Genomic DNA, 25,904 nt, shown 5'->3' on the forward strand with positions numbered 1-25,904 from the left:
TTATAGCGATAATGCTTATCAGATTCACTTGTAAGGTTAGTTCGTTGTCATGGTGTTAGCAGCTCTTCCCAAAGGCCAATTGGCCCACGTCCACAAGGTGGAACATCCACAGTTTGAAATGAAACAGCAGCTGGAAGCGCTTGGCTTTGATGCCGGAGAGTCGGTGTTGTTGGTCAATGTGGCGCCATTTGGTGATCCGCTACAGGTCAAAATCGGCCAAACCTTGGTGTCGATCCACCGTCGTGACGCCGAACATATCCATCTTTGTTCACCTAACTGTCAGGATAATCACTAGATGTCTCTCCATATTACGCTGGTGGGGAATCCCAATACGGGGAAAACCACGCTGTTTAATAAACTGGCAGGGACACGCCAAAAAGTCGGTAACTGGTCCGGTGTGACGGTTGAGTGTAAAACCGGTCATTTCCAAGCCACAGATAAGGTGGCGATGACGGATTTGCCGGGTATTTACAGCTTTGCTAAAGAAACCGGTGGCGCCGATGAATGGGTAGCACGTCGCTTTCTAAAAGGCGAACAATACGATGTCATCATCAATGTGGTGGATGCCACCAACCTGAAACGCAATCTGAAATTAAGCGCCGAATTAGCACAGCTTAATCGCCCTATGATTGTGGTGCTGACCATGACCGATATTGCCGCCAATATGGGGCAGAAGCTCGATTTGGCGCGTTTGGCCTTTAACCTAGGTGTGCCCGTGATTGACGGCCAAGCGTTATCAGTGAAAGCACTGCAGTTGGCCATTGAAGAACAAGCGCAAAACTTACTGGCCGAGCCTTTCTATCAAGCTCCGCGACCGGCGCGGCAGTGGTTAGAAGGCGTGATTGAAAGTCAGCCACCACGTCGCTCCATGACCGATAAAATCGATAGCGTAGTGCTCAACCCTTGGCTTGGCATTCCGCTGTTCTTGTTTGCTATGTACGCTATGTTTGCCATCGCGATTGGTGTTGGCTCCTTGTTTATCGATCCGATCGATACGCTAGCAGGTTATTGGTTTGTCACCTTGCCTAGCCATTGGCTCAGTGTTTGGCAGGCGCCGGATTGGCTGATTACCGTATTAGCCGATGGCATCGGTGGCGGGATTCAGCTGGTGGCGGGCTTTATTCCCGTGATTGGTTTCTTGTACTTGTGCTTAAGTGTGTTGGAAGACAGTGGTTATATGGCCCGTGCGGCCTTTATTGTCGACCGTTTAATGATGTCGATTGGTTTGCCGGGACAGGCGTTTATTCCACTTTTGCTGGGCTTTGGCTGTAATGTGCCATCGATTATGGCGACTCGTAGTTTGACCAATACTCGCCAGCGCATGCTAACCATGGCGATGGCGCCGTTTATGTCTTGTGGTGCCCGTCTAGCGGTATACGCCATGTTTGTGGCGGTGTTCTTTAAAGCCAATGCTGGGCTGATTGTGTTTGGTTTGTACTTGATGGGCATTGTCGTGGCGGTCGGCACGGCTTGGCTGTTTCGCAAGCAACTGTTCCACCATGTACAGGCCAGTGTGTTGATGGAAATGCCTCATTATCACCGTCCGCGTTTAAATAACGTCGGCCTATCGAGCTGGCATAAAATCAAAGGCTTTATTATGCGCGCTGGCAAGACCATTGTTTTGGTCTCGGCGGTGTTAACCGTACTGAACTCGGTGCCATCATGGCGCACGCTGGATGAAGGCGGCAAAGTGTCGGCGCTGGCGGAAGTGGGGCAAGTCATTACACCAGTATTTGAGCCGATTGGGATGGGCTCGGATAACTGGCCTGCTGCGGTGGGTATCTTTACTGGCGTGTTAGCCAAAGAAGCAGTCGTCGGCACCATGGATGCTTTGTATTCCTCGGCGGTGCCTGTTGTGACCGCTGACTATGTGTCGCCATTAGAAAACTTACAGACTGTGGCAAGCGTATTGTGGGCAAACCTTGCGGGCATTTGGGACACGGTTGCAGACCCGCTAGGCTTTGCCACGGTAGGTGATCCTGCGACTCAAGCCGAGAGTGTTACCCAGCAACAGATGATTGCGCTCTTTAGTGGCTGGCAAGGCGCCTTTGCCTACCTAGTGTTTGTACTCTTGTATACGCCTTGTGCCGCAACCATTGGGGCCTTGGTGAAAGAAGGCGGTGTGCTTTGGACCAGCGTGATTGTGGCGTGGAGTACCTCTATTGCTTATATTGCGGCACTGCTGACCTATCAGCTATTAACACTTTCGACGCACTGGCTGGTGTCACTGGAATTTATGCTGGCAGGGGTGTTGGTACTGGCGCTGTGGGTAATCGCGTTAAAACACTGGATTCGACCAAAGCTGGATAAATCCATCATCGCAGTTGGCTAACAAAGCTTGATGTACATCGCCTGTCTGACTGTTTGTCGCACCGCTCGCATAGGATTGCAGTATAGTGGTGCTTCAACAGGAGACCTTTATGAATTTATCCCCGCAGAAGCTGATCGTTTTAATCGCTGTGAAGGTGATTGTACTAACCCTGATTACTTTTGGTATTGTCCTCTGGGCGTAGCCGCTAGTTTAGTAACTGATTGGTTTCAATGATCTTTTTGAAGTAATTCATGAGCTGCTTGTAATTCTGCGTTTGGTGCTCAAAACATTCCTTGTGGCACAGCTCAATGGTACCGTCCACTTCTGTGCCAGTGGCATTTTCATGAAAATGCACGCACACTCTACGGCCATCGTGAAAGTTCAGCTCAATCAGACGCAGCAGTTTTAGGCGTCTAAACACCCCACTGAAATCCAATACTTCACTGCCATCCATACGTTCAATTCGATAGTGAAAGCGGCCACCTTCGTGCAGATCGACCTCTGCTTTGGGGCAAATCCAATCAAAGGCACCAGAGTTCCATTGTTGAATCACTGCGGGGGTTGTCCATGCTTCCCATACCGTTTCGAGCGGTGCTTTGATTTGTGCTGCGACAGTAATTTCCATGTCGTTATACTTCCTCTAAATCCATGAGAACTAAATTTATAGATGAGATAACGGTGTCTGTCGAGTGGCTTTACTCAAGATGTCTGCAACGAATGTGCGAGAATCGTGGAAGTGTATTATTAGAAAAAATTATGGCTCAATAAAGAGGCTGAGACCTTATTATTGAGCCATGCATTGCACATCAAAGGTGCGCTTTTTAGTTTTTAGGGAGTGCGTAAGGGCCTTCGAGTAAGCCCTTTTGTGGATTGTAAATCGCTTGATTAACCGCCATCCGTGAAACCTCCTCAGTTTGATCGGAAATCGAGTTAGCGATTTGAGTGGCGACGGCGGAAAGCAGATTGCCAATCAGATTATTGCTGCCGGAATCGGAGCTGCGTGCGGCACTGATACTTGCATCCCACAGTTGCACGCCAGTTCTCGCATCCACCAGGCGTATGCTGACATTGACCACGGTATTGGATGAGATGATGTTGTACTTCTGCCCCCAGTCGTTGATGGTGGTATAAAGCACGGCATCGGCACCAATGTTCTGATAGATCTTATCCAGTGGCACTAGGTTCATTTCTTCTGGTGTCGGCAGTCCGTTTTCCTTCATAAAGGCATCGATCACTGCCACCGGAAACACATAGTAGCCTTTGTTACCTAATGGCCGAGAAATGGTCGACAGATAAATATAAGGTGCGTTTACCTCAAGGGATTGGTTGGCTGGCGGAATCACCACGATCGAGCGAGGCTTAGCCGCGATCAGCGCATCATAATTGTAGGGCGGCGGCGTGGCACAGCCCGTTAAAACGAGGCTCAATAAGAGTGCCAGCAAGGTCCAAGGTTTAAACAACCATTTCATTATCGCTTGGCTCCTTCTAGACGCTGCAACATGCCATCAATCAAGACTGCGGACTCAGGGAACAAGGTCTTTTCAATGACAAACTCGGACTTGGCTTGGGCCATATTGCCCTCCATGGCATACATGTAACCCAAATGTGCGTGAATCCCTGGCGCGATACGAACGCCATTCGCCTCGGCTCGTTCAATATCTTCGGTTAACAGAGCGATTTGCGTGCCGCTGTCGGCACTGCCTGGCTCCATATACATGCCGTAGAGAAGGGGCTCGTAATGGCCCCAATAAAAGGTCGGTTTGCTGGTGCTACAGCCACTGACTAACAGCGTTAAGCCAAGTGCACCTAACACTTTTGGCAACATCGAAACACGAATCATAAAGTGTTATTCGCCTTATTGTTGAACTTGCCACACGCCACTTTCGAGGTCGCGTACCATATTGTTAACGGCTTCGGTGATGGCGTAGTTCAGGACTTTGCCGTTCAGGGTGGCATCGTAGCCAGCACTTGAACCAAAGCCGACCACTTCACGGTTGCTTAGCTCATATTCGCCCGCCGCTTGCGTCGAGTAGACGATTTCACCATTGATCACATCGACAATGTTCACACTGACCTTGGCGTAGGCGGTTTGGGTCTTGCCTGAGCCTAGGATGCCAAACAATTGCTTATCGCCCGTCACTTTACGACCAAACTCGGTGACATCGCCACTGATGGTATAACGCGCGCCGGTTAGCTTTTGCGTCACACCGTTAAGCTCAGCTTCGCGCTGCAGTGTGTCTAGGTTTTCACGGTCGACTACTTTGAAACGATTGGTTTGCTGCAAGTGGGTTTTCAGAATGGTTTTGGCTTGGTTTCCAAGCTTATCGGTATCGCTTGAGAACAGTCCCTGCATGTACGAAGAACGGTTCTGGAAGTTGCCCACCACTAAGGTTGTCTTGGCACCAGTATAATCGGTGCGGTAGGTAGTCACGGTTTCTGACTCAACCGCGCGATGGGTTTGCGTCGCAGAACAACCGGCAAGGGTAATGAGGGTCGCAGCCGCAACACTAACAAGCGCGATTTTAGAGGGTTTAAAGCGGTTTACTTTCATTGTGAACTCCATGTTTGCCCACTGGTCAGTTCGTTAACCAGGAACGATTAAGCGTAGGTGAAGTCTTTTTCCTTCAGGCGTCTTTGCACTAAAAGTAATCTAAAACGCAGCATTTTGACAGCTAGCCTTGAGGCTCTTTTGATGAATTAGAGAGGCTTATTTTTACTCTAAAGAATCTAGCTTAGCGGAAAATTAAGGTAAGAAGAGCATCTGGATTATTACCCTTTTGTATTGAGGCATTAATGCGCCGCTAGCTCGCTGTAGAAATTTGGGTTTTCTTGGATGGTGGCGAGGACTTTTGCAGCCAATCCAGTGGGATTACGACGTTTACTTTCCCAGCTTTTAATGGTGTCTAAGCTAGTCCCTAGAGCATTGGCAAATTCCTTCTGAGACACCTGTAACTGTTGGCGGATTGCTTTGACATCGGCAATTTCGTAGCGCGTAGCGCGGTAGTTGTCTGATTCTGATCTTTCTATTTCTAGTGCCTGTTCAAGGGATTCTTTTAGTTCATCGAACATTGTCATTTTGCTTAGCCTCGTGTTGTAGTTGCTCAGCGAGTTTCTTCAACATCAGTTTTTCTTGTTCGCTTAGGTTATCTTTCTGTTGTTTGATGTATGCGAGCAAGAAGTAGATTCTTTCTTTTGTGGCAATAAAGTAGATCACTCTAGCGCCGCCGCTTTTGCCTTGATGCCCAATGGCTAAGCGTATTTTCCTCAAGCCGCCAGTACCTTGGATGACATCGCCCCTAGTTGGTTGTGCGATGAGCTCGACCTGAAGTTTTCTAAGTTCTTCATCCGTTGCTATGGCCTTAATCTGCCGCGTGAAAATAGGCGTTTCGATAAATTCTATCGCGTGACTCATATAACAAATCCTTTTGTTTTGAGTTAGGTGTACATTGTACTCCTTAAGGAATAATAGTTTAGAAAAAAACGGGCATCAAGTATTGCGTCTTGCAACTCAAAAATATAGTGTACTAGTACATTGATACATCAAGGTACGCCTTTGTGCAGAATTTGATTCATTACTTTTTAGACACCCCTGATGCTGAGGCGATGGCGCAGAAGTTAAATGCTCTGTTAACGCCGAATGAGATCAGCGAAATGCAGCGCCGTTTACAGATTTTTGCGCTGCTAGAAGAAGGCGTGTCACAACGAGAAATTGCCAAACAGTTAGGTGTGGGGATTGCGACCGTAACCCGTGGTTCCCGCGCATTAAAGGAATTAAAAGATCATGAGTAACCTTCCGCCACGCATCGAGCTGCCACGTAAGCCTAAATACGTGACCATCAGCTCGAACTGTGACTTTTTCGGCATGTTTAAGAAAGTCGAAAAGCAATTTGCCAACTGCTTTATGTTGGAATCCCTGGGTGAAGAGAGTTACATCTCTCGTCATTCCATTATTGGTTTCGATCCAGAGAAATTGCTGTGGGCAGAAGGCAATACTTTGTTTATCCAAGAGCGTGACGGCGACACAGCGTCCTACGAGTCGGATAACCCATATTACTTGCTGCGCAGCATTGTGCCGCAGAACATTATCTCCCGTGGTTATGCGGGTGGTTTAACGGGTTACATCGGCTACGATGCTATGAACTACTTCGAGCCAACGCTTAATCTACAAACCAGTGATATGTTTGATGGCTTCCGTTTTGGCTTGTACAAAGACGGTCTGATCTTGGACAAAATGACGGGACAGGTGTTCTACTTCTACTACGACCAAGATCGCTCTGAGCTGGTGCAGTCATTGTTGGATGCTCCGGTGCCAGAAAATGGTCCATTGGTCGTAACGCCAGCGGGTGAATCTATGACCCGCGAAGAGCACGCGCAAGCGGTGGCGAAAGTGAAGCAGGACATCATTGACGGTAAGATCTTCCAAACTGAAGTCGGCTTTAAAAAGTGGTTCGACCTAGAAGGCGACACCATTGGTATTTACGAGCAGATGCGCATCGTTAACCCATCGCCACAGATGTACTACCTCAAGTTTGGTGAGCAAAAAGTCATTGGCGCGAGTCCTGAATTATTGTTCCGTCTTCGCCAAGGGGAAATGGAAACCTTCCCGCTAGCGGGCACAGCAAAACGTGGTGCGGATGAGAAAGAAGACGTAGCGTTGGCCCGTGCTCTGTTGAACGATCCTAAAGAAATCGCCGAGCACAATATGATCGTTGATCTTCACCGTAACGATATTGGTCGTGTGGCACGCTTTGGTACGGTCAAAGTACGCTCTTTGATGGACATTAAACGCTTCAGTCACGTACAGCATATTTCCAGTGAAATTGTTGGCATTATCGCCGACGATCAAGATATGTTCTCTGCATTAGCCAGTAACTTCCCAGCGGGTACCTTGACCGGTGCACCGAAAATCGAAGCCATGAAAATCATCGACGATATGGAAGGTGACGGTCGCGGTCCTTACGGTGGCGCGGTGGGCCAGTTCTCCTTTAACGGTGACTGTAACTTTGCCATTCCGATTCGTACCGTGTTCGCGAAAGGCAATAAAGCTTATGTACAAACCTGTGGCGGCAACGTATATGACTCCAATGCAGAAGGTGAGTACGAAGAGATTCAACGTAAATTTGCTGGCACCAAGCGCGTGCTAGATCAATTCGCACCAGCGCAGTAAGGGCTTAGCAGATGAAAGTGTTAATTATCGATAACTACGACTCGTTTACTTACAACCTGTACCAATACATCGGTGAAATTCTGATGGCGGCACAGAGCAAAGGTGAGCTAGAAAAGTTCGATGTGGTGGTGAAGCGTAACAACGAAGTAACGCTAGCGGATATCCAAACTATTCAGCCGGATCGCATTATTATCTCTCCAGGACCAGGTTCCCCAGACGATGAGGCCTACTTTGGTGTTTGTGCGGAAGTGATTCGTGAATTGGGCAAAACCATCCCATTAATGGGCGTTTGCTTGGGTATGCAGGGGATTTGCCATGTATTTGGCGGCAAGGTGGTCAAAGCGCATGTGCCGATGCACGGTAAAGTGAGCCCGATCAGCCATAACGCACAAGGTATCTTCCACGATATTCCTGACCAGTTAGAAATCATGCGCTACCACTCTTTGATGGCTGAGCCAGAAAGCCTACCTGAGTGCTTGGAAGTGAGTGCCGTAGTCGGTGATCTGAAAGTTGAAGACTTCGATAACCATGCCGTGATTCACCAAGGTGGTGATTACGAAATTATGGGCGTGCGTCATAAGGAATACCCGATCCAAGGTATTCAGTTCCACCCAGAATCCTTCGCCACCGAAGGTGGTCGCGATCTGATTAAGAACTTCCTTTTTCAGATGTAGAAAGTAAATGTAAAGAGCAGGCGTAACCTGTAAGAAAGTTTCTAAAGCCGAGTAGTGCACGCTGCTCGGCTTATTTATTCTGGAAACTTCTGCTTCATATGCAAGATACGCAGAATCTTGATATGGCTTTGATCAAGGTGGTATAGCACTAACAGCGACACATCGGGAATAATCAGCATCCTGCCTTTTTGATTTGGCTTCACCACGCCCATTTGGGGGTGCTCGATCAGAAGTTTGATCTTCTCAACCAGTAGATAGTCGGTTTTATCCGCGGCGATGGGGTTAAATTCGTATAAAAACTCATAGAGCCGTTTACGATCCTCGAGGGCGTCCTTTTCCCATAAAATTATACTCATCCCTTAGCCTTAAGGGCGGCTTTGAAAGCCTTCATCTCGGCCTCTGCTTGCTCAGCTTCCACAAATTCAGCTTGCTTTGATTCAAGCTTGTCAAAGGCCCGTTCAACTTGTTCCGCTAACCATTGATCGTGTGATAAACGCTTGCGTTGCTGCTCTGCCAGCTGCTCTGTGAGTGCGCGGCATGCACCGCTCAGTGTGGTGCCTTGGCTTTCCGCCATCATTTGGGCAAGTCGTTTGGTCTCTTCATCCACGCGAAATTGAATACGTGTTTCCATAACTTGGTCTCATCAGAAGTCTGTCTGACAAATGTTAGCACAGGATATCTGGTGAGGAGGTTTTTTCTCTCGTTAGCATGGTTTTTGCTTTAAAATACAAACTAACCAATTAGTTAAGTTTTCTAAAATGGCAAAGCCTTGCTAAGTTTTAGAGACTCATCAATAAAAAATATTCCAGTGAAAAAAACATTGAGAGAAGCCTTGAGTAAGGGGAGAGACATGACCAGCTCTGAAGCATTATTAGACTTGGCAATGAAAATGCCAAAGGCGGAGCTGCATTTGCATATCGAAGGCACGTTCGAGCCCGAGCAGATGTTCGCCATCGCCCAACGTAACCAAGTGGCGCTTAAATATAATTCAGTGGAAGAGTTAAAAGCCGCCTACCAATTTGAAAATCTACAGGACTTTTTGGACCTGTATTACCAAGGTATGTCAGTGTTACTCAAAGAGCAGGACTTCTATGACCTGACCATGGCCTACTTAAAGCGTGTGCACGAGGACAATGTGGTGCACGTGGAAATCTTCTTTGACCCACAAGGGCATCTAAGCCGCGGTGTCAGCTTTGAAACGCAAATCAAAGGCATTCATGGTGCCCTCAAGGACGCAGAGCGGGATTTAGGCATTACCTTTAAACTGATTATGTCATTCCTACGCCACTTAGATGAAGCCAGTGCGTTTGAGACATTAAATCTGGCGAAGCCATATCTAGAATGGATCGACGGCGTTGGCTTAGACAGTTCCGAAGTGGGCCATCCGCCAATCAAATTTGAAAATGTATTTCGCGAGTGTAAGGCACTAGGCTTGCCAGTCACTGCCCATGCGGGTGAAGAAGGACCGCCAGAATACGTGTGGCAAGCCTTGGACGTGATTGGCGTGGATCGTATTGATCATGGGAATCGTGCGCTTGAGGACACTGACCTCGTGGCCACCATTAAGCATAAAGGCCTGACTCTGACGGTGTGCCCACTGTCAAATTTGAAGTTATGTGTGGTCGATACCCTAGAAGATCATCCAATTCGCAGCATGTTGCGTTTAGGTTTAAATGCCACGGTAAACTCAGACGATCCAGCCTATTTCGGTGGCTATATGAATGATAACTTCCATGCATTAGTCACCCAAACACAGCTGACAAGAGAAGAACTGTTTGCTTTAGCGTGCAATGCGTTTGAAGGAAGTTGGTTGGATGCGGAAACAAAGCAGCAACATCTGCATACTATTAAACAGATGTTTGACCAAGTGCCTTAGGCACTTGGTTGTTCGTCTTGATGTTCTTGTAGAATTTGGTAGAAGTCGTCTTTGACTTGGTTAAAGTGCTCGACCAAATTGGGGTCAAATTGGCTGCCACTGAGTTCATTGATGTAGGCCTCAACCTGTTCTTTGCTCCAAGCATCCTTGTAAGGGCGAATGGAAGAGAGCGCATCATACACATCACATAGGGTTACAATACGGCCATAGAGAGGGATTTCTTCGCCTTTCAAACCATATGGGTAGCCGCTGCCATCCCATTTTTCATGGTGGCTTAGCGCAATCACACTAGCGGCTTTCAACAGCTCTGACTGGCTATCTGCTAGGATTTGCGCCCCTGCTTCAGCATGGCTTTTCATGATGGCGAATTCTTCTTCGGTCAAGCGTCCAGGCTTGAGGAGAATGGTATCCGAGATGGCAATTTTGCCCAGATCATGTAGCGGCGCGGTGAGGGCAATGAGTTCACATTCTCGTTCCGATAGCCCCATTTGGGTGGCGATACGGCGACAATATTCGCCCACGCGAATAACGTGGTTGCCGGTCTCGTTATCGCGAAATTCTGCAGCTAACGCTAAGCGTTCGATGATTTCTAGACGGCTAAGCGCCAATTCCTGGGTGCGTTCTTGAACTTGTTGCTCTAACTCTTTGGCGTAATTGGCCAGCTTCAGCTGAGACGCCACACGAGCTTTTAAAATAGCAGCACTAAACGGCTTAGAAATGAAATCAACCGCCCCTAGGTCAAAGCCCCGTTGCTCGTCTTCATGACTGTCCATCGCAGTTAAGAAGATGATTGGGATTTTGTTCAGTTTCGGGTTGTCTTTAATGCGTTGGCAAACTTCGTAACCGTCCATGTGGGGCATCATGATGTCGAGCAAGATCAGATCGACTTCAAAGCGTTCGAGAATCTTGAGCGCCAAAGGGCCTTGATTGGCAGCCTTAATGTCATATTGCTCATTAAGGATATTGCTGATGACATCTATGTTATCGGCAATATCATCGACTACGAGGATGGTCGCTTTGTTTTCTCGCGCACTCATGTGATGGAATCCATTAATTTACTTAAGATCTTGGCGGCATCTTCAAAGTTATAGTCGTTTAATTGTACTTCGATATGCGCTAAATCGTTATATATGTTGGTATCCCTTTGTTCAACTATTAACTGACGAATCTTTGCGTTGGCTTTGGTATCGAAAGCATCGATCAAGGTCATCAGTTCATCACAGTCTGAGCGTGAAAGGGTATGAGCTTTAGCAGACGTGATCGCGCTTGAATCTTTTGCTGCTGGCGAATCGACGATTAACGTTGAGATACGTTGGCAAATAAGGCGGATTTCATCAGCCATGCTCTGCAATGTTTGCGGATCCACAGTTTCTTGTTTGGCATCTAACTCAAGCTGAGAGGCTTGTTCAAACACGGTTTGTGCACCTAGGTTACCAGCAACCCCTTTGATAGTATGCATAATGCGCACAAGGGTATTAAAGTCTGATCGCTCCAAGCCCTCTTGTGCTTCTTTTAAGTGTTGTTCGGCACTGTCTTTAAAGGACTTCAGTAGTTGCAGATAGAAACTCGCTTCCACACCTAGGCGCTCTAACGCCTGCGCGACATTAATGTTTGGCAAGGTGTCGATCAGTGTTTGTTCCAAGCTATCGATCGGCTCAGGACTGGCTTCGACAACGGCAACTTGGTCCGATGCCTGGCCAATATTCAGCAGGCTCTGCATCACATCGATCAGCTGCTGGCGCTTGATCGGTTTAGACACATGATCATTCATGCCCGCTTGCAAGGCTTTTTGAATATCCTGATGTGCCGTATTGGCGGTCACTGCGATGATGGGGAGATCCTTATAGATGCCACCGAGGGCGCGAATACCACGACAGGCTTCATAGCCATCCATGATCGGCATTTGAATATCCAACAAGACTAAATCAAAGTCTTGTTGTTGGACGGCTTTAATGGCATCGCGACCGTTATCGACGATATGGAATGTCACGCCCCAGTGTTTGAAGATCTCGCTGATCACCAGTTGGTTAATTTCATTGTCTTCTGCAATTAGGATATTGAGCGCTGCCAATTTGCTCGGTAGTGCTTCCGATGTACTGCTCTGGGGCTGATGCTCATGAGTCTGGAACGGTAGCATGGTCTCTAATAGAGATGACTGGCTAATAGGCGGAGCCAGTAGCATGACAGAAGGGTGCCAAGCTTGCGTACTACTGAGGTCTTGGCCATGATCAATCACAATGACGTTCTTCAAATCTTGACTGCTATCAAACTGATTTAAGCGGCCCAGTAGCGCATCCAGATCTGGATTGATTTGGTAGCAATCGACGATTAAATAATCGAACGTATTGGTGCTTGAAAGCCAAGAAAAAGCCTCGTCACGAGTACTGGCTACATTAAGCTGCATATTGAAGGCGTTGGCGTAACGAATGTAGTTTTGACGACTGATACCCACATAGTCGATCAATAGAATACGGCGTTTGTTCAACGTTTCTCGCACATCTTTTGGTAGCAGATCCGCTTCGTCTCTATCCACTTTAAGAGAAAGGCTGAAGCGGAAAATGCTACCTTCACCGAGTTTACTTTCTACGCTAATTTGGCCGCCCATCAAGCCCACAAGGCTCTTACAAATAGACAGACCTAAGCCCGTACCACCGTATTTACGAGTGGTCGACACATCCGCTTGGGTAAACGGCGAGAACAGACGGCTAATCTGCTCCTCGGTCATTCCGGCACCAGTATCATGTACAGAGAACTCAAGCTCGGCAAATTCGAGTTTAGTGCGCAACAGTTTAACGTAAACAATCACTTCACCGGAGCTGGTGAATTTCAGTGCGTTGCTGACTAGGTTACTCAAAATCTGACCAATGCGCAGTGGGTCACCAATAAAGTGGTTTGGTACATTGCTTTCAATGCCGGTGAGCAAGTGAATACGTTTGGTCTTAGCAATGCTCTGATGAACGTAGGCGTACTCTTCAAGCACTCGCTCTAACGTGAAGGGGATTTCTTCTACATCAAGTTTTCCTGCTTCCATTTTCGAGAAGTCGAGAATGTCATTAATGATACGTAGTAGGTTGTTAGCAGAGCTGTTTACCTTGCGCATAAGGTCCTGCTGGTTCACCTTATCTGGCGATGCTAAGCAGGCATCGGTTAGACCAATGATGGCATTCATTGGTGTACGAATTTCGTGGCTAATATTAGCAATAAAGCGGTTTTTAGCTTCCGCTGCTTGATGGGCTTCTTTGAGGGCTTCTTCTAAAATGCTGGCAATGACACGTGTTTCGGTGATATCAGTACGAATAGCGATATAGCGCTCTACTTTTCCAGAAGTGCCCTTAATTGGCAGAATCGTTGCGTTTACCCAATAAATACTTCCATTTTTACGGAAGTTTTTGATTTCCCCTGACCATACCTTACCGTTGGCGATGGTGCGCCAAAGCTGTCGGAAGAAATCTTTTGAGTGCTCATCAGACTTTAACAGTCGATGGTTTTGGCCAATCAACTCTTCGCGGCTGTAGCCCGAAATCTCACAAAGCTTATCGTTTACATAGGTAATGTTACCGCGCTGATCGGTGATGCTTACGATCGCGTGTTCGTCTAGGGCTTGCTTTTGATAACCTACTTCATTAAGTAGTTCGGCGATATGGGTCTTATTGGTAATGTTGCTTAATACCGCTTTGCTGATCAGCTTAGCCAGTAGCAAACTCGCGACTAACAAGAAGCCAATAATACCGATTTCCCAACCACGGATGTAAATTGCTGGGTATTCTGTCTTCACCGCTAGACGCAAAGCCGGTACAAAGGATTCGCTAGAATTCGCAAAACTAGTCGGTAATTCAGCACTGTTCAGAATATGGGTTTGGCGCTCATCGAAATACACAGTATCCGGAGAAAAGTGCTCTTGGTTCAGGTCAATAAAGCGGAAGCGCGTTACTGACAGTAGGTGCTCCCATGAGTTAGGAGAACCTAAATCGATCAGCACTCGATTCGCTTCATTAAGCAGGAAGACTTGGCTGTTATTCGGGAAAAACTGCTTCAGCAAATCAATCAAATGATCAAAGCTATAGGTGAAGACCAGCAAACCTTTACGGTGTTTACTATCGTCGAAAATAGGCTCACCGAGCTTCAGTATCGGTTTAAGGGGGTATTCTGGCATGGAGTCTTTGCGCGCCAACCCCACTTGTGAAATAAAGAATTCATTTGGGTCTAGGGACTGGCCTAAACGATGCTCTAGCGTGTGGTTGATCTTGCCCAGCTGGCTTAGGTAATCGCCCGTGACAAAGATAGGCGTACTCAAACTATTGTCCATCCGCGCTATTTCTTGGCCGTCTTCATCCAACACTGAAATGTAGCGGTAGCGTTCTGAAGACAAGCTGTAGCCTTCAAAGAAGTATTGCAGACGTTTGCGGTAAGTGGGGTTTTCTAGAATGATATCGGGATCAATCCCCATGACCTGTTTGACGCTGTGTACATCATCGACCAGTTTTTCTAATTCATTATGAATGGCGTTGGTAGCGTTGCGGATACTGACAGCGGTAACGCTGTGGGTTTGGCGTAATGAGGAGGTCCATTGCAGCCAAAACATCATAGTCAACAGCAATAAAGCTAACGAAAATAAGGCGATAAACGCCTGCCAAAATGTATGTGAAGCGGCTCTTACATAGAGTAAATCTTGTACATATTTCAGTTCACTGCCCAGATAGCGTGTGTAAAAGTTTGAACCGAGTAGCACTGTACTAACAAAACAGCTTAACACTGCGATGGTCAACATGAATTGCTCACGAGAGACGGTGATCGCATCTAGGTCGAATTCACTATAATCATTTAAGTCAGGATAGAGATAGCTGCCTAGCAGTTGAATCATGCCCACACAAAAGGTCAGCATCAGCGGTCTGGTGAAGTAACGGTAATCGAGCATGGAGGGCTTGCGGAGCAATTTACTGACGATATTGCAGGCGTAAAAGGCAAAGGTAGTGATGGCATAAATGGCGGCGAAAAAAAGCCAAAAATTCGGAGCAGTAAATGCATCTAATAGGCTTTTGCCGTTGCCCGCTAAAATAGCGCAGGTCAGCAGTGCTATTAGGGTGGCAACAACGCTACTGTTCAAGTTGAGTAAGGATGCTGTTTCTTTGCAATCAAATCGGGAGCGAAGAAATAGCCAATACAGGCTGAGTAGGGCAACCGCTAACCAAATGAACACCGGAATGGGTTGAAAGGTATGAGACTGATGGCTGAACAGGGTGTTGTGGCTAATTAAAGTGGTGCTGCCAAGACCAATGGCCATGGCTAGCGAGCTACGTAAAGCACGTCGCACATTGGATTGTGCTGATTCACTAGTTAGTTCACGAAATGCGGCATAGATTGAAATATAACCAATGGTCAGCGCGCCCAGTATCCAAAGCATTTACACCCAGTCCTTTATTGATCATCAGAAGAGCAAAATCTGAGCTCCAAATGTAGCGTATTCGCTGCGGAATTAATGTTACAGATGTGTAAGTTTAGATGATGTTTAAGTGTATGAGATGTTTAATTAGTAACTACTTGAGGGAACACAAGGTTTTATCAAAGGATAAAAAAGCCCAGCATATGCTGGGCTTTTAAACGAGTTATTGAGCGCGTTATTCTCAATCTTGCAGAGATTACGCGTTGTACTCGAATGGACGGTCGCCGTTCTCGTCTTTGATGCGAGTTGGTAGGCCCATCTCGTTCAATAGACCTAGGAATGGACGAGGATCTAGTTGTTCAACGTTACGCATTTCTGCGCAGTCCCAAGTGCCATTGGCAACAAGGATCGCCGCGGCAACCGGTGGTACGCCCGCTGTGTAAGAGATACCTTGGCTGCCCACTTCGTTGTAAGCATCTTTGTGATCCGCAACGTTGTAGATGAAGACTTCTTTCTCTTCGCCGTCTTTCATACCTTTTACTACGTCACCGATACAGGTTTTACCAGTGTAGTTAGGCGCTAGAGAAGATGGATCAGGTAACACGGCTTTCACAACTTTAAGAGGTACCACTTCTAGACCTTCAGCCGTCTTAACTGGCTGCTCAGACAATAGACCTAGGTTTTGTAGTACTGTGAAGACGTTGATGTAATGCTCACCAAAGCCCATCCAGAAACGTACGTTTGGCACGTCTAGGTTTTGTGAAATCGAGTGCACTTCGTCGTGACCACTCATGTAAGACGTTTGCTTACCTACTACTGGTAGGTCGTCGGTACGGCTTACTTCAAACATTTTGTTGACGTTCCACTCGCGATTCTGCCAAGAGTACACAACACCGGTAAATTCGCGGAAGTTGATCTCTGGGTCGAAGTTAGTCGCGAAGTACTTGCCATGGCTACCAGCGTTGATATCGATGATGTCGATGTCACTGACGCTGTCAAAGTAATGGTTGTACGCAAGTGCTGCGTAAGCGTTTACCACACCTGGATCGAAACCTACGCCAAGAATAGCGGTCACGCCTTTTTCTTTACATGCTTCGCGGCGTTTCCATTCGTAGTTTGCGTACCATGGTGGCGTTTCACAGATTTTCGCTGGATCTTCGTGGATCGCTGTATCTAGGTAAGCGACACCGGCTTCCATACAGGCTTCAAGAACAGACATGTTAATGAAGGCAGAACCCACGTTGATAACGATCTCAGAATGGGTTTCTTTGATCAGTTGAACCGTAGCGGCAACATCAAGAGCGTCAAGAGCATATGCCTGAATGCGGCCCTCAACTTTCATAGCGCCTTTGTCGATGACACTGGCAACGATATCTTCGCATTTCGCAACGCTGCGTGAGGCAATGGCGATATCGCCCAGTGTGTCGTTGTGTTGGGCGCATTTGTGAGCCACAACGCGTGCAACCCCTCCAGCACCAATAATCAGTACATTCTTTTTCATGTTTTAACTATCTCCAGTTTAAGAAGCAATGCACAGCCTTAAGACAGGTTGTGCATAAAATCGTCGTAATCAAATTCGCGAACCAGTTCAATTGTGCCGTCCAATTGTTTCACTGCGATGGATGGCATCTTGACGCCGTTGAACCAGTTTTTCTTCACCATGGTGTAGCCCGCCGCGTCTTCGATAGAAATACGGTCGCCGACTTTCAGTTCATGGTTGAATTTAAATTCGCCAAAGATATCGCCCGCTAGACAAGATTTACCGCAGATCATGTATTCATGGTCGCCATCGCAGGGTGTCATGCGAGCGTTTTCGCGGTAGATCAAAAGATCCAACATATGGGCTTCGATAGAGCTGTCAACGATGGCTAGGTTTTTACCGTTGTACAGGGTGTCTAATACGGTGACTTCCAGCGTGGTGCTCTTGGTAATAGAAGCTTCACCTGGCTCAAGGTAAACCTGAACACCGTATTTGTCAGAGAAGGCTTTTAGACGCGCACAGAACTTGTCGATCGGGTAGCCTTCGCCGGTGAAGTGAATGCCGCCACCTAGGCTGATCCACTGCATTTTTTCAATCAGGTAGCCAAAGCGCTCTTCGATCAGCGTGAGCATTTCATCGAAACGATCAAAGTTGTTGTTCTCACAGTTGTTGTGGAACATAAAACCAGAGATGTCATCGATTACGCTTTCAATGCGTTTTGGGTCCCATTCGCCGAGACGGCTAAATGGACGCGCTGGATCGGCAATAATGAACTCAGAAGTACTCACCTGTGGGTTTACACGTAGGCCGCGCGTTTTGTCTTTGCTCGCTTCTTTGAAGCGTTCAAATTGACCAATGGTGTTGAAGATAATTTTGTCGCTGTGCGCCAGTACTTCTTCGATTTCATTGTCCGCGTAGGCCACGCTGTAAGCGTGAGTCTCGCCAGCAAATTTCTCTTTGCCAAGACGAACTTCGTACAAAGAAGAAGACGTGGTGCCGTCCATGTACTCTTGCATTAGGTCGAATACTGACCAGGTAGCAAAACATTTCAGTGCCAACAAAGATTTCGCGCCAGAATGCTCGCGAACGTAAGCAATCTTCTCCAAGTTTTTAAGAAGTTTTGCCTTATCAATGAGGTAGTAAGGTGTTTGTAACATGGCCGCCAGCCCCAAAATTATAAAAGGCGGTATTCTAGTAGAAAGGCCAACTCGTGACCAGCGCGAAAAGAGCGTTTTATGTGCATTTTAACGGCGCTTTTGCGACTTATACGCGCATTCTTTATCTATCTAGTCAAATGAATAAAGCCAAAGTCGGACGGCGAGATTGCTATATCGGGGGATTGTTCCAGCCCGTGAGATTTTGTGGCTTTTTGCAATGCGGCTTGTCAATTCTTGAAAGGATGTATTATGATGAAAATCTAATATTATAAGCTTATTCCATAAAGTTATTTAGACGTCATTTATTTATGGGAATAGCTATCAGAGACGAACATGCCGGAGTGAACATGAAGCAGATTAGCGATACTTTCTATGTGGCGGAGCAGCTGAGCTTGAGCCAAATTCCTGAGCTTGCCCAAGCAGGCGTGCAACATCTCATTTGCAACCGACCGGATCAGGAAGGGGAAGGGCAAACGGACAGTGCTTTGCTTAAAGCTGCGGCCGAGCAAGAAGGTATGACGTTTCATTTTTTACCGACGGCGCCAGGGCAATTTGATGCGAATTTAGTTGCCCAGTTTGGGGTGTTAGTCTCTGAACTGGAGGGCAAAACCTTAGCCTTTTGCCGCACTGGTACGCGCAGCTTATCGCTTTGGACCCTAGCGAACCCTGAGCATAAATCCCGTGAAGAGCTGCTAAGTCTTGCTGAACAGGCTGGTTACAACATGTCTGGCTTAATCGATCGCGTTGCGCAATAACTGGAGAACATCATGAATACGACCCATAACAATCATCATGAAGTGGTTATCGTTGGCGCGGGTGCGGGCGGTTTGGCGGTGGCGGCCAGCCTGTTAAAGCGACGCCCAGATCTCGACATCGCGGTAGTGGATCCGGCCACTGAGCACTCTTACCAACCGGGTTGGACATTGGTCGGTGGCGGTGTTTTTAAACGCGAGCAAACCCGCCGTCAGATGGCTTCTGTGATTCCGAAAAAAGTGAAGCATTATCAAAACGCCGTGGTGAGCTTTCAACCTGACGCGCAAAGCATTGAAATGTCTAATGGTGAGCGTCTGCATTACAGCGTTTTGGTGGTCTCGCCAGGCCTTAAATTGAATTGGGAGGCCATTCCTGGCTTAAAAGAAACCCTTGGCAAAAATGGTGTCACCTCGAACTATCAATGGGAAACGGCGCCTTACACGTGGCAAAACGTGCAACAGTTGAAAAAAGGTAAAGCGATCTTTACCCAGCCACCGATGCCGATTAAATGTGCTGGCGCACCACAAAAAGCCATGTACCTTGCGTGCAGCGAATGGTTGTCGAAAGGTGTCTTAAAAGACATTGATGTGGAGTTCTGTAATGCGGGCGGTGTGTTATTCGGTGTGGCCGACTACGTCCCTGCGTTGATGAGTTATATCGAAAAATACGACATCCATTTAAACCTTGGACAAACCCTAGTGGCCGTCGATGGTGAACGCCAAGTGGCCACCTTTGAAGTCACCAACGCCAGTGGTGAGAAAGAGCGTATTGAAAAAGACTTCGACATGCTGCATGTGTGTCCACCGCAGTGCCCGTTGGACTTTATTAAAGACAGCCCACTGGCGGATGGCGCGGGTTGGTTTGATGTGTACCAAGATACTTTACAGCACAAACAGTACGAGAACATTTTCGGCTTAGGGGATGGCACCAACACGCCGAATGCGAAAACCGCTGCCGCCGTCCGTGCGCAAGCGCCAGTCGTCGCCGAAAACGTGCTGTCAGTATTGGTAAAACAAGCGCCTCGTGCGGTGTACGACGGTTACGGTTCCTGCCCACTAACGGTAGAACGTGGCAAAATCGTACTCGCGGAGTTTGTCTATGGCGGTAAGGTGAAACCCTCTTTTCCAAAGTGGTTTATCGATGGTACCCAGCCGTCTTACTTGGCTTGGCTGTTAAAAGAGAAAAGTCTGCCTTGGGTGTATTGGGAAGGCATGTTGAAAGGCCACGAATGGTTAGTGAGCCCAGTTATCGCCTCAAAACCGCCGCGCCAGTGATCTTCTGTTCGCGCCTTATCCAGTCATAAGGCGCTCATCTCTAGTAAATCCTTGTCCAGGCGTTAAGTTTTTTGCCATCAAACGTCAATCTTCCATTGTTATCATGAGTTATTCATTGGCATTATAGCGGGAGGCATTAATTGCGAAATTAGGACATCGCAAATGATAGTATGGATGGCTAGGTGCTGTGATACGAGATCGCGCAGCAAATGGGGCTGCATGGTTCATCCTTACTCAGGGTCTGTTGAGTAACAATTCAATCATAGTGAACACATTTATTGTATGAGTGATTCTGTACCAAATAAATCAGGTAGGAGTTCCTATAGCTACAGTGCGTTGGCATTTGTCATTGTCTTCGTTATTGGCCTGTACGCGTCTTACACTTGGGAATCACAGCAACTAAAAGTAAAGCGCACCCAGGCGCTATCCCTCGCTCAGTCCTATTCATTTCAATTAAAAAGCATCCTTGATCACAACTTATCCGGTAATTACACCCTCGCCGCACTGGTACATGAGTTTGGCGGTTTTACCCGCTGGTTTCCACAGGTCGCAGAGTCGTTGCAGACCATCTACCCAGAGGTAAACAATTTCGGCTTATCGCCGAATGGTATCGTCAAGCAGGTCTATCCGCTGGAAGGCAATGAGCGAGTCATAGGCTTCAACCAGCTAATGGACATTGAGCAAGGTACTGATGCTTGGGATGCCCTAAAACAACAACGCATGATCTTGTCAGGTCCAGTTAACTTGGTGCAAGGCGGACAAGGTCTGATAGGGCGTTTACCGATTGCGTTGGAAAACCGTTATGGTGGCGCAGAACAGTTCTGGGGCTTCAGTAGCGTGGTGATTCGTTTAGATGATCTATTGGAAAATACCAACTTGGCTGGTTTAGTCGAGCAGGGCTATATCTATCAACTGCAACGTATCGACACCGAACAAGCGCAGTTGATTGCGGCAGAGCAGCCAGCGCAGCTGCAAGATCCTGTGCAAGTACAAATGAGTTTACCCGGGGTGACATGGCGCCTGCAAGTCGCGCCAGCCGAAGGCTGGTTGCCGCAGCAAACCATCGTTCTGTATATGTTTTTGTGCTTGCTAGTGGCTACGGTCGCCGCTCGATTGGTGTTTACGGGCGTAAAAATGAAGGCTCAGAAACAACAGTTGACCGAGCTGCTATCGCTGCAAACGGAGCATGCGGATCAAACCGATAAACGCCTACTCAGTACGCTACAGGCGATTCCTGATCCCCTATTAGAGCTGGATCAAGATGGAATTGTGCTGGATTTGCGTATGCCCAATGATGAATTGGAATTACAGCAATTTTTTATCTGCGGCGAGCATTACAGCAAAGCATTGCCGTATGCCGTGGTCCAGATTCTTGATCATGTCTTCCAAGAAACCTTGAATGCATCCAGTCAAAGTCATCGTGGCGCTTTATTTAGTCTAGCGTCCCGAACCAGTGCTGAAATCTTGTGGTTTGAGTTGTCGATTGTGTTCCGCCAAATCCAAGAAGACGGTCAGCCAAAAGGACGCTTTATTGTGTTGTTGCGTGATGTGTCGGCGCGCCAAGAAGCGGAACAGCAGCAGCGTATTGCGGCCACCGCTTTTGAGACCCAAGACGGCATACTGATCAGTGATCGGCACAACCGCATTATCCGTGTGAACAAGGCGTTTATGAAACTTTCTGGTTACAGCGAAGCGGAAGTGATTGGGCAAACACCGGCGATTCTGCAGTCAGGTAAGCACGATGCGGCTTTTTATCAGCTGATGTTTGATCAGCTGATGAGTAAGGGGACTTGGGAAGGGGAAGTCTGGAACCGTCGCAAGGATGGTGATGTGTACCCTGAGTGGTTGAGCATTTCGACGGTGCACGATCACCATGGTGAAATCAGCAACTATGTGGCGACCTTTAAGGATATTTCTGAGCGCAAGGCGTCGGAGCGTCAGATTCGTCAGCTGCATTACTACGATAGTTTGACACGCCTAGCCAATAGAACCCTGTTGCTCGAAGAGATGAGCTTTCTAATACAGGAAAAAGGGCTGCGTAATAAACAAAGTGCGGTGTTGTTTATCGACCTTGACCACTTTAAAGATGTCAACGACGTTTGGGGTCACAACATTGGTGACCAACTGCTGCAGCAGGTGGCGACGCGTCTGGTGGACAGTACCCGCTCAAAAGATGTGGTGGCTCGCTTCGGTGGCGATGAATTCTTAGTGCTCTTGGAGCCGACGGATACCTCGATCAACGCCGATCGTGCGATTTATCGCGCCAGTCATGTGGCGGACAAGTTGCTCAAAGTGCTAGCGCGTGCCTTTAGCTTAAATGGTGTGGATTACCAGTTGGCGGCCAGTGTCGGGATTGCTGTATTCGATGAACACTGTCTGGAACCCTTAGACATTATTAAGCAGGCAGAGCTGGCCATGTATGAAGCAAAAGCGGCCGGTCGCTCACGTCATTGCTTCTACGAAACCGGTATGCAAGAGCGCGTGTTAGAGCGTGTACAGCTGGAAACCGATTTACGTCATGCGATTGATAATGAGGAACTGCAACTGCATTTCCAACCCCAGTGGGACGCTGAGCGTCGTATGGTCGGTGCTGAGGCATTATTGCGCTGGCAACATCCTGAGCGCGGTATGGTCTCCCCTGCGACCTTTATTCCATTGGCAGAAGAGACCCGTTTGATTCTGCCGATTGGCGAGTGGGTGCTGCGCAGTGCCTGTCAGTGGTTGGCAAACTGGCGCCAGCAGAAGCAAATGCAGGGCTTTGTCATGTCCGTCAACGTCAGTGCGGTACAGTTCTCACAAGAAAACTTTGTTGAGCAAGTGCGGGCCATCTTGCAGCACTATAATGCGCCCGCCGAAGCATTACAGCTGGAGTTGACCGAGAGCATGTTGGCCCACGATCAACAAGATATCATTAGCAAAATGAGTGCGTTAAAAGCCTTGGGCGTGCTCATTTCATTGGATGACTTTGGTACTGGTTACTCATCATTGAGCTATTTGCACCGCCTGCCCATCGATCAATTAAAAATCGATCAATCATTCGTTGCTAATATAGAGCGTGGCGAGAAGAACGCTTCCTTAGCAGAATCCATTATCAGCCTAGGTCATAACTTGGGGATGGAAGTCATCGCAGAAGGCGTGGAGACGATGTCCCAGTTTGACTGGTTGGCCGCGCAGGGTTGTGATTTGTTCCAAGGCTTTGGTCTGGCGAGACCCATGACCATGGACGCTCTGTTAAAACAGTATCAAGACATTCAAGCATCATAAGATAGAGGGATAGGCAATTGGCTCGTTGGGGATTAAGGTGGAAATCGCTGTTGGTGTTGGTGTTGGCGGGATTGATTGCCAGCATCATTGCTTTGACGCTGGGTTGGTATGTGGTGGCAGAAGGCCGTCAATATTCGGCCAAAGCCTATTCGGAAAGCTATACCGAGCTGAACTATCAGAAGATCCTCACGCCGATGGCGCGCGAGTTGGCGTTAGCACGCCGTTTTGCTGAGTTAAGCTCACTACAGAATTGGTTTAAAAATCCTAGAGATGAGCAACTGAAAGCCCTAGCGATCCACGATGCTCAAGGCTTTAAATCCAGTTTTGAAAACGGTGCTATCTTCTTTGTTTCGGACAAAAGCCTCGCTTATTACTACTACGACGAGCAGATGCCGATTGATGGCGAGCCACGCTACTACATTGATGAAACCCAAGAAGAAAACAAATGGTATGTGCTGACCCGTCAGCAAACCGAGCCGTATCACATCAACGTGGATCTAAACGAGTATCTGCATAAAGCCAAAATTTGGATCAACGTGTTGGTGCGAGATGGCGATGAATTTTTGGGTATCGCCGGTACTGGTTTTGAGTTAGGACGCTTTATTGAAGCCTTTGCCTCGTCGCCTCAGCCAGGAGTTCAGCCATTTGTGGTGAATGCGGAAAACCTCAATATCGAGGCCCATTCTAATACCGATTTGGTAGCGATTGATGGCATTGCAGGTAATGGCAATGATCAGACCTTATATGACTTAATGGATGATCCGGCTTCGTTGGCTGCCCTAAAAGACACCATTCAAAAGGCAAAACAAACCGATCAGGTGGAAACCGTTAATGTGCGCATTGCTAAACAAGCTTACATCCTGTCGTTCCGCTATATGCCTGAGTTGAATTGGTTGGTCGCCACCAGTGTTAATTTGGACGAAGTACGCCTGCTGAATACGGACCTGATCATGGGCGTTGGCGTGGTCTTTGCGCTCTTGCTAGCGATTGTCTTGGTGCTGTTTGGCTTTGCCGTGGATCGTTTGGTGCTGCAGCCTCTGCGTCAATTGCAATTGTCTGCCAAGGCCATCTCGCAAGGTTCTTACGAAGTGCGCTTACCGGTTAAGTATGACGATGAAATCGGTGACCTAAGTCGCACCTTTAATATCATGGCGCAGCAGGTTGAGACTCATACGGCTGAGCTGGAGTCGCGCGTGAAAGAGCGTACTCAAGAACTAGAGCAGAGTAATGCCCAGATTCAAGCCGCTAACCGTAAGATTGGTGATTCGATCGATTACGCCAGCTTGATTCAGCGAGCCATCCTGCCAGATCGCCAATTGCAACAATTCCTTGGCGAGCATCATAGTGTGGTGTGGCGCCCACGTGATATCGTCGGCGGCGACTTCTATGTGTTCCATAACAATGACGAAGGTTGTTTGTTGGGGATTGTCGATTGTGCTGGCCATGGTGTGCCAGGGGCGCTAATGACCATGTTGATGCGTGCGGCAATTGATAAAGCAATCAATGAATTAGGAATCGCTGATCCCGCCAAACTGCTATATGCTATTGATCAAACCGTTCGTTCAATGCTGCACGAAGACAACACCGTGAACCAGGTGGCCACCAATGCTGACGTGGGGCTAGTGTACATTCGTCATGCCGGTGATCAGTTGCGCTTTAGTGGCGCCAAGATTGCTTTGTATGCCAGTGATGGTGAAACGGTAGAAAAATACGCGGCCAGTCGCCGCGCATTAGGCGATCGCAAGCAGGGCGATTATGAGAATATTGATCTGCCATTATCAGGAAGAACTTACTACATGACCACAGATGGTTATCTCGACCAAGCGGGGGGCGAGAAAATGTTTGGCTTTGGTAATAAACGTTTCGAGAGCTTATTGGTTGAGAATGCGCAACGACCACTACAACAACAAACGGCGCGCTTCGCCGAAGCGTTAGATGAGTACATGGGGGACTTGCCACAACGTGATGATATTACGTTGTTGTCATTCCGCTTTGAGCCGTTAACCAGTGAAGAGGGTAAATAAATGTTGGTGCCAGATTTATACGAGCTACGCGAACGTTTCGATAACGAGAAAATTCTACTGTGCTTTAATGGCCCCATCTCTCGTAGTTTGATTGAAGAAATTGGTAATGCGTTGCGTAACTACATGAAGACGGAACAAGCGTCGCCAGCGGCGGCACTGGATGTGTTTGCGGTCTATATCGAGCTGACGCAAAACATTCGCCACTATGCCCAAGCCTCAGGCTTGGCTGGCGCGGACACAGCCACCGTTGTGGTCAGTTATAACGATGGCCATTACAACGTTTCAGCCGGCAACCTAGTGCGCATTGAAGACGGCGAAGCGGTGCTACAACAAGTGACGGCCTTGGCTCAGTTAGATAAAACGGAGCTCAAGAAAGCCTATAAAGAACAATTGCGAAAACCTAGAGATGAGCACGCCACCTCAGGGGCGGGACTTGGCCTAATCGACATTGCTCGCAAAGCCAGTGCGCCAGTGATGCCATCTCTTAAAACTTTGGAAAATGGCACCGGCTATTTTAGTTTGAGTGTACAAATTTGAGTAAGCT

At 47.8% G+C, this 25,904-nt stretch carries 23 protein-coding genes; 11 read left to right on the forward strand and 12 right to left on the reverse strand.

The window, feature by feature from the left end; all coding sequences use genetic code 11:
- Window positions 1-49 precede the first annotated feature (49 nt).
- Both ACOSVP_RS16145 and feoB read left to right on the forward strand, forming a co-directional pair.
- On the forward strand, window positions 50-295 hold the full coding sequence (locus ACOSVP_RS16145; RefSeq protein ID WP_487348505.1) for a FeoA family protein: 246 nt from the start codon (window positions 50-52) through the stop codon (window positions 293-295).
- Window positions 296-2,332 carry a ferrous iron transport protein B gene (gene feoB, locus ACOSVP_RS16150; RefSeq protein ID WP_487348506.1) on the forward strand — a complete coding sequence of 679 codons (2,037 nt, stop codon included), beginning with the start codon at window positions 296-298 and terminating at the stop codon, window positions 2,330-2,332. It begins immediately after the preceding gene.
- A 184-nt stretch (window positions 2,333-2,516) separates the two neighbouring features.
- On the opposite strand, the gene ACOSVP_RS16155 is transcribed toward feoB, so the two are convergent.
- The 6 genes from ACOSVP_RS16155 to ACOSVP_RS16180 all read right to left on the reverse strand — a co-directional run bounded on the left by ACOSVP_RS16155 (window position 2,517) and on the right by ACOSVP_RS16180 (window position 5,723).
- Entirely contained in the window at window positions 2,517-2,936 is a 420-nt protein-coding gene (locus ACOSVP_RS16155) for an SRPBCC domain-containing protein (RefSeq protein ID WP_487348507.1), read from the reverse strand.
- A 196-nt stretch (window positions 2,937-3,132) separates the two neighbouring features.
- Window positions 3,133-3,780 (reverse strand): DUF799 domain-containing protein, encoded by a 648-nt coding sequence (locus tag ACOSVP_RS16160; protein WP_487348508.1) that lies wholly within the window; start codon window positions 3,778-3,780, stop codon window positions 3,133-3,135.
- Window positions 3,780-4,151 carry a DUF4810 domain-containing protein gene (locus tag ACOSVP_RS16165; protein WP_487348509.1) on the reverse strand — a complete coding sequence of 124 codons (372 nt, stop codon included), beginning with the start codon at window positions 4,149-4,151 and terminating at the stop codon, window positions 3,780-3,782. Before ACOSVP_RS16165 ends, ACOSVP_RS16160 begins: the two co-directional genes overlap by 1 nt.
- A 15-nt stretch (window positions 4,152-4,166) precedes the next feature.
- The gene (locus ACOSVP_RS16170; RefSeq protein WP_487348510.1) at window positions 4,167-4,862 is read right to left on the reverse strand and encodes a CsgG/HfaB family protein; all 696 of its coding nucleotides are present in this window, start codon (window positions 4,860-4,862) and stop codon (window positions 4,167-4,169) included.
- 239 nt (window positions 4,863-5,101) lie between these two features.
- On the reverse strand, window positions 5,102-5,380 hold the full coding sequence (gene nadS / locus ACOSVP_RS16175) for a NadS family protein (RefSeq protein ID WP_487348511.1): 279 nt from the start codon (window positions 5,378-5,380) through the stop codon (window positions 5,102-5,104).
- Window positions 5,370-5,723: a type II toxin-antitoxin system RelE/ParE family toxin gene (locus ACOSVP_RS16180; RefSeq protein WP_487348512.1), complete on the reverse strand. Its 354-nt coding sequence runs from the start codon at window positions 5,721-5,723 to the stop codon at window positions 5,370-5,372. The genes nadS and ACOSVP_RS16180 overlap by 11 nt, the downstream gene beginning before the upstream one ends.
- Window positions 5,724-5,914: 191 nt before the next feature.
- Here ACOSVP_RS16180 and ACOSVP_RS16185 point away from each other — a divergent pair, with 191 nt between their 5' ends.
- Genes ACOSVP_RS16185 through ACOSVP_RS16195 form a run of 3 tightly spaced genes read left to right on the forward strand, consistent with a single transcriptional unit; the run spans window position 5,915 to window position 8,152 of the window.
- On the forward strand, window positions 5,915-6,100 hold the full coding sequence (locus ACOSVP_RS16185) for a Trp family transcriptional regulator (protein WP_233402319.1): 186 nt from the start codon (window positions 5,915-5,917) through the stop codon (window positions 6,098-6,100).
- Window positions 6,093-7,478 carry an anthranilate synthase component I family protein gene (locus tag ACOSVP_RS16190; protein WP_487348513.1) on the forward strand — a complete coding sequence of 462 codons (1,386 nt, stop codon included), beginning with the start codon at window positions 6,093-6,095 and terminating at the stop codon, window positions 7,476-7,478. Before ACOSVP_RS16185 ends, ACOSVP_RS16190 begins: the two co-directional genes overlap by 8 nt.
- Window positions 7,479-7,489: 11 nt before the next feature.
- On the forward strand, window positions 7,490-8,152 hold the full coding sequence (locus ACOSVP_RS16195) for an anthranilate synthase component II (protein ID WP_487348514.1): 663 nt from the start codon (window positions 7,490-7,492) through the stop codon (window positions 8,150-8,152).
- A 74-nt stretch (window positions 8,153-8,226) separates the two neighbouring features.
- On the opposite strand, the gene ACOSVP_RS16200 is transcribed toward ACOSVP_RS16195, so the two are convergent.
- On the reverse strand, window positions 8,227-8,508 hold the full coding sequence (locus tag ACOSVP_RS16200) for a type II toxin-antitoxin system RelE/ParE family toxin (protein ID WP_487348515.1): 282 nt from the start codon (window positions 8,506-8,508) through the stop codon (window positions 8,227-8,229).
- Complete coding sequence (locus ACOSVP_RS16205; protein ID WP_487348516.1) at window positions 8,505-8,783, reverse strand: damage-inducible protein J; 279 nt, start codon at window positions 8,781-8,783, stop codon at window positions 8,505-8,507. The genes ACOSVP_RS16200 and ACOSVP_RS16205 overlap by 4 nt, the downstream gene beginning before the upstream one ends.
- A 219-nt stretch (window positions 8,784-9,002) precedes the next feature.
- Here ACOSVP_RS16205 and ACOSVP_RS16210 point away from each other — a divergent pair, with 219 nt between their 5' ends.
- Window positions 9,003-10,028 (forward strand): adenosine deaminase, encoded by a 1,026-nt coding sequence (locus ACOSVP_RS16210; RefSeq protein WP_487348517.1) that lies wholly within the window; start codon window positions 9,003-9,005, stop codon window positions 10,026-10,028.
- Here the strand turns inward: ACOSVP_RS16210 and ACOSVP_RS16215 are convergent.
- The 4 genes from ACOSVP_RS16215 to nspC all read right to left on the reverse strand — a co-directional run bounded on the left by ACOSVP_RS16215 (window position 10,025) and on the right by nspC (window position 18,045).
- Entirely contained in the window at window positions 10,025-11,065 is a 1,041-nt protein-coding gene (locus ACOSVP_RS16215) for an HD-GYP domain-containing protein (protein ID WP_487348518.1), read from the reverse strand. The two genes, ACOSVP_RS16210 and ACOSVP_RS16215, sit on opposite strands and share 4 nt — an antisense overlap.
- The gene (locus ACOSVP_RS16220; RefSeq protein WP_487348519.1) at window positions 11,062-15,429 is read right to left on the reverse strand and encodes an ATP-binding protein; all 4,368 of its coding nucleotides are present in this window, start codon (window positions 15,427-15,429) and stop codon (window positions 11,062-11,064) included. The genes ACOSVP_RS16215 and ACOSVP_RS16220 overlap by 4 nt, the downstream gene beginning before the upstream one ends.
- 235 nt (window positions 15,430-15,664) lie before the next feature.
- Window positions 15,665-16,909 (reverse strand): saccharopine dehydrogenase family protein, encoded by a 1,245-nt coding sequence (locus ACOSVP_RS16225; protein ID WP_487348520.1) that lies wholly within the window; start codon window positions 16,907-16,909, stop codon window positions 15,665-15,667.
- A gap of 38 nt (window positions 16,910-16,947) precedes the next feature.
- Window positions 16,948-18,045 (reverse strand): carboxynorspermidine decarboxylase, encoded by a 1,098-nt coding sequence (gene nspC / locus ACOSVP_RS16230; protein ID WP_487348521.1) that lies wholly within the window; start codon window positions 18,043-18,045, stop codon window positions 16,948-16,950.
- Window positions 18,046-18,392: 347 nt separating this feature from the next.
- Here nspC and ACOSVP_RS16235 point away from each other — a divergent pair, with 347 nt between their 5' ends.
- The 5 genes from ACOSVP_RS16235 (at window position 18,393) to siaB (ending at window position 25,897) form a co-directional block, all read left to right on the forward strand.
- Complete coding sequence (locus tag ACOSVP_RS16235; protein WP_487348522.1) at window positions 18,393-18,800, forward strand: protein tyrosine phosphatase family protein; 408 nt, start codon at window positions 18,393-18,395, stop codon at window positions 18,798-18,800.
- A 12-nt stretch (window positions 18,801-18,812) separates the two neighbouring features.
- The gene (locus ACOSVP_RS16240; protein ID WP_487348523.1) at window positions 18,813-20,072 is read left to right on the forward strand and encodes an NAD(P)/FAD-dependent oxidoreductase; all 1,260 of its coding nucleotides are present in this window, start codon (window positions 18,813-18,815) and stop codon (window positions 20,070-20,072) included.
- 282 nt (window positions 20,073-20,354) lie between these two features.
- Window positions 20,355-23,336 (forward strand): bifunctional diguanylate cyclase/phosphodiesterase, encoded by a 2,982-nt coding sequence (locus tag ACOSVP_RS16245; RefSeq protein WP_487348524.1) that lies wholly within the window; start codon window positions 20,355-20,357, stop codon window positions 23,334-23,336.
- 17 nt (window positions 23,337-23,353) lie between these two features.
- Window positions 23,354-25,360, forward strand: coding sequence for a biofilm regulation protein phosphatase SiaA (siaA, locus tag ACOSVP_RS16250; protein ID WP_487348525.1), 2,007 nt, complete (start codon window positions 23,354-23,356; stop codon window positions 25,358-25,360).
- Complete coding sequence (gene siaB / locus ACOSVP_RS16255; RefSeq protein WP_487348526.1) at window positions 25,361-25,897, forward strand: biofilm regulation protein kinase SiaB; 537 nt, start codon at window positions 25,361-25,363, stop codon at window positions 25,895-25,897.
- The last annotated feature ends 7 nt before the right edge of the window (window positions 25,898-25,904 follow it).

This window comes from Marinomonas sp. HM11-D (assembly GCF_057626615.1).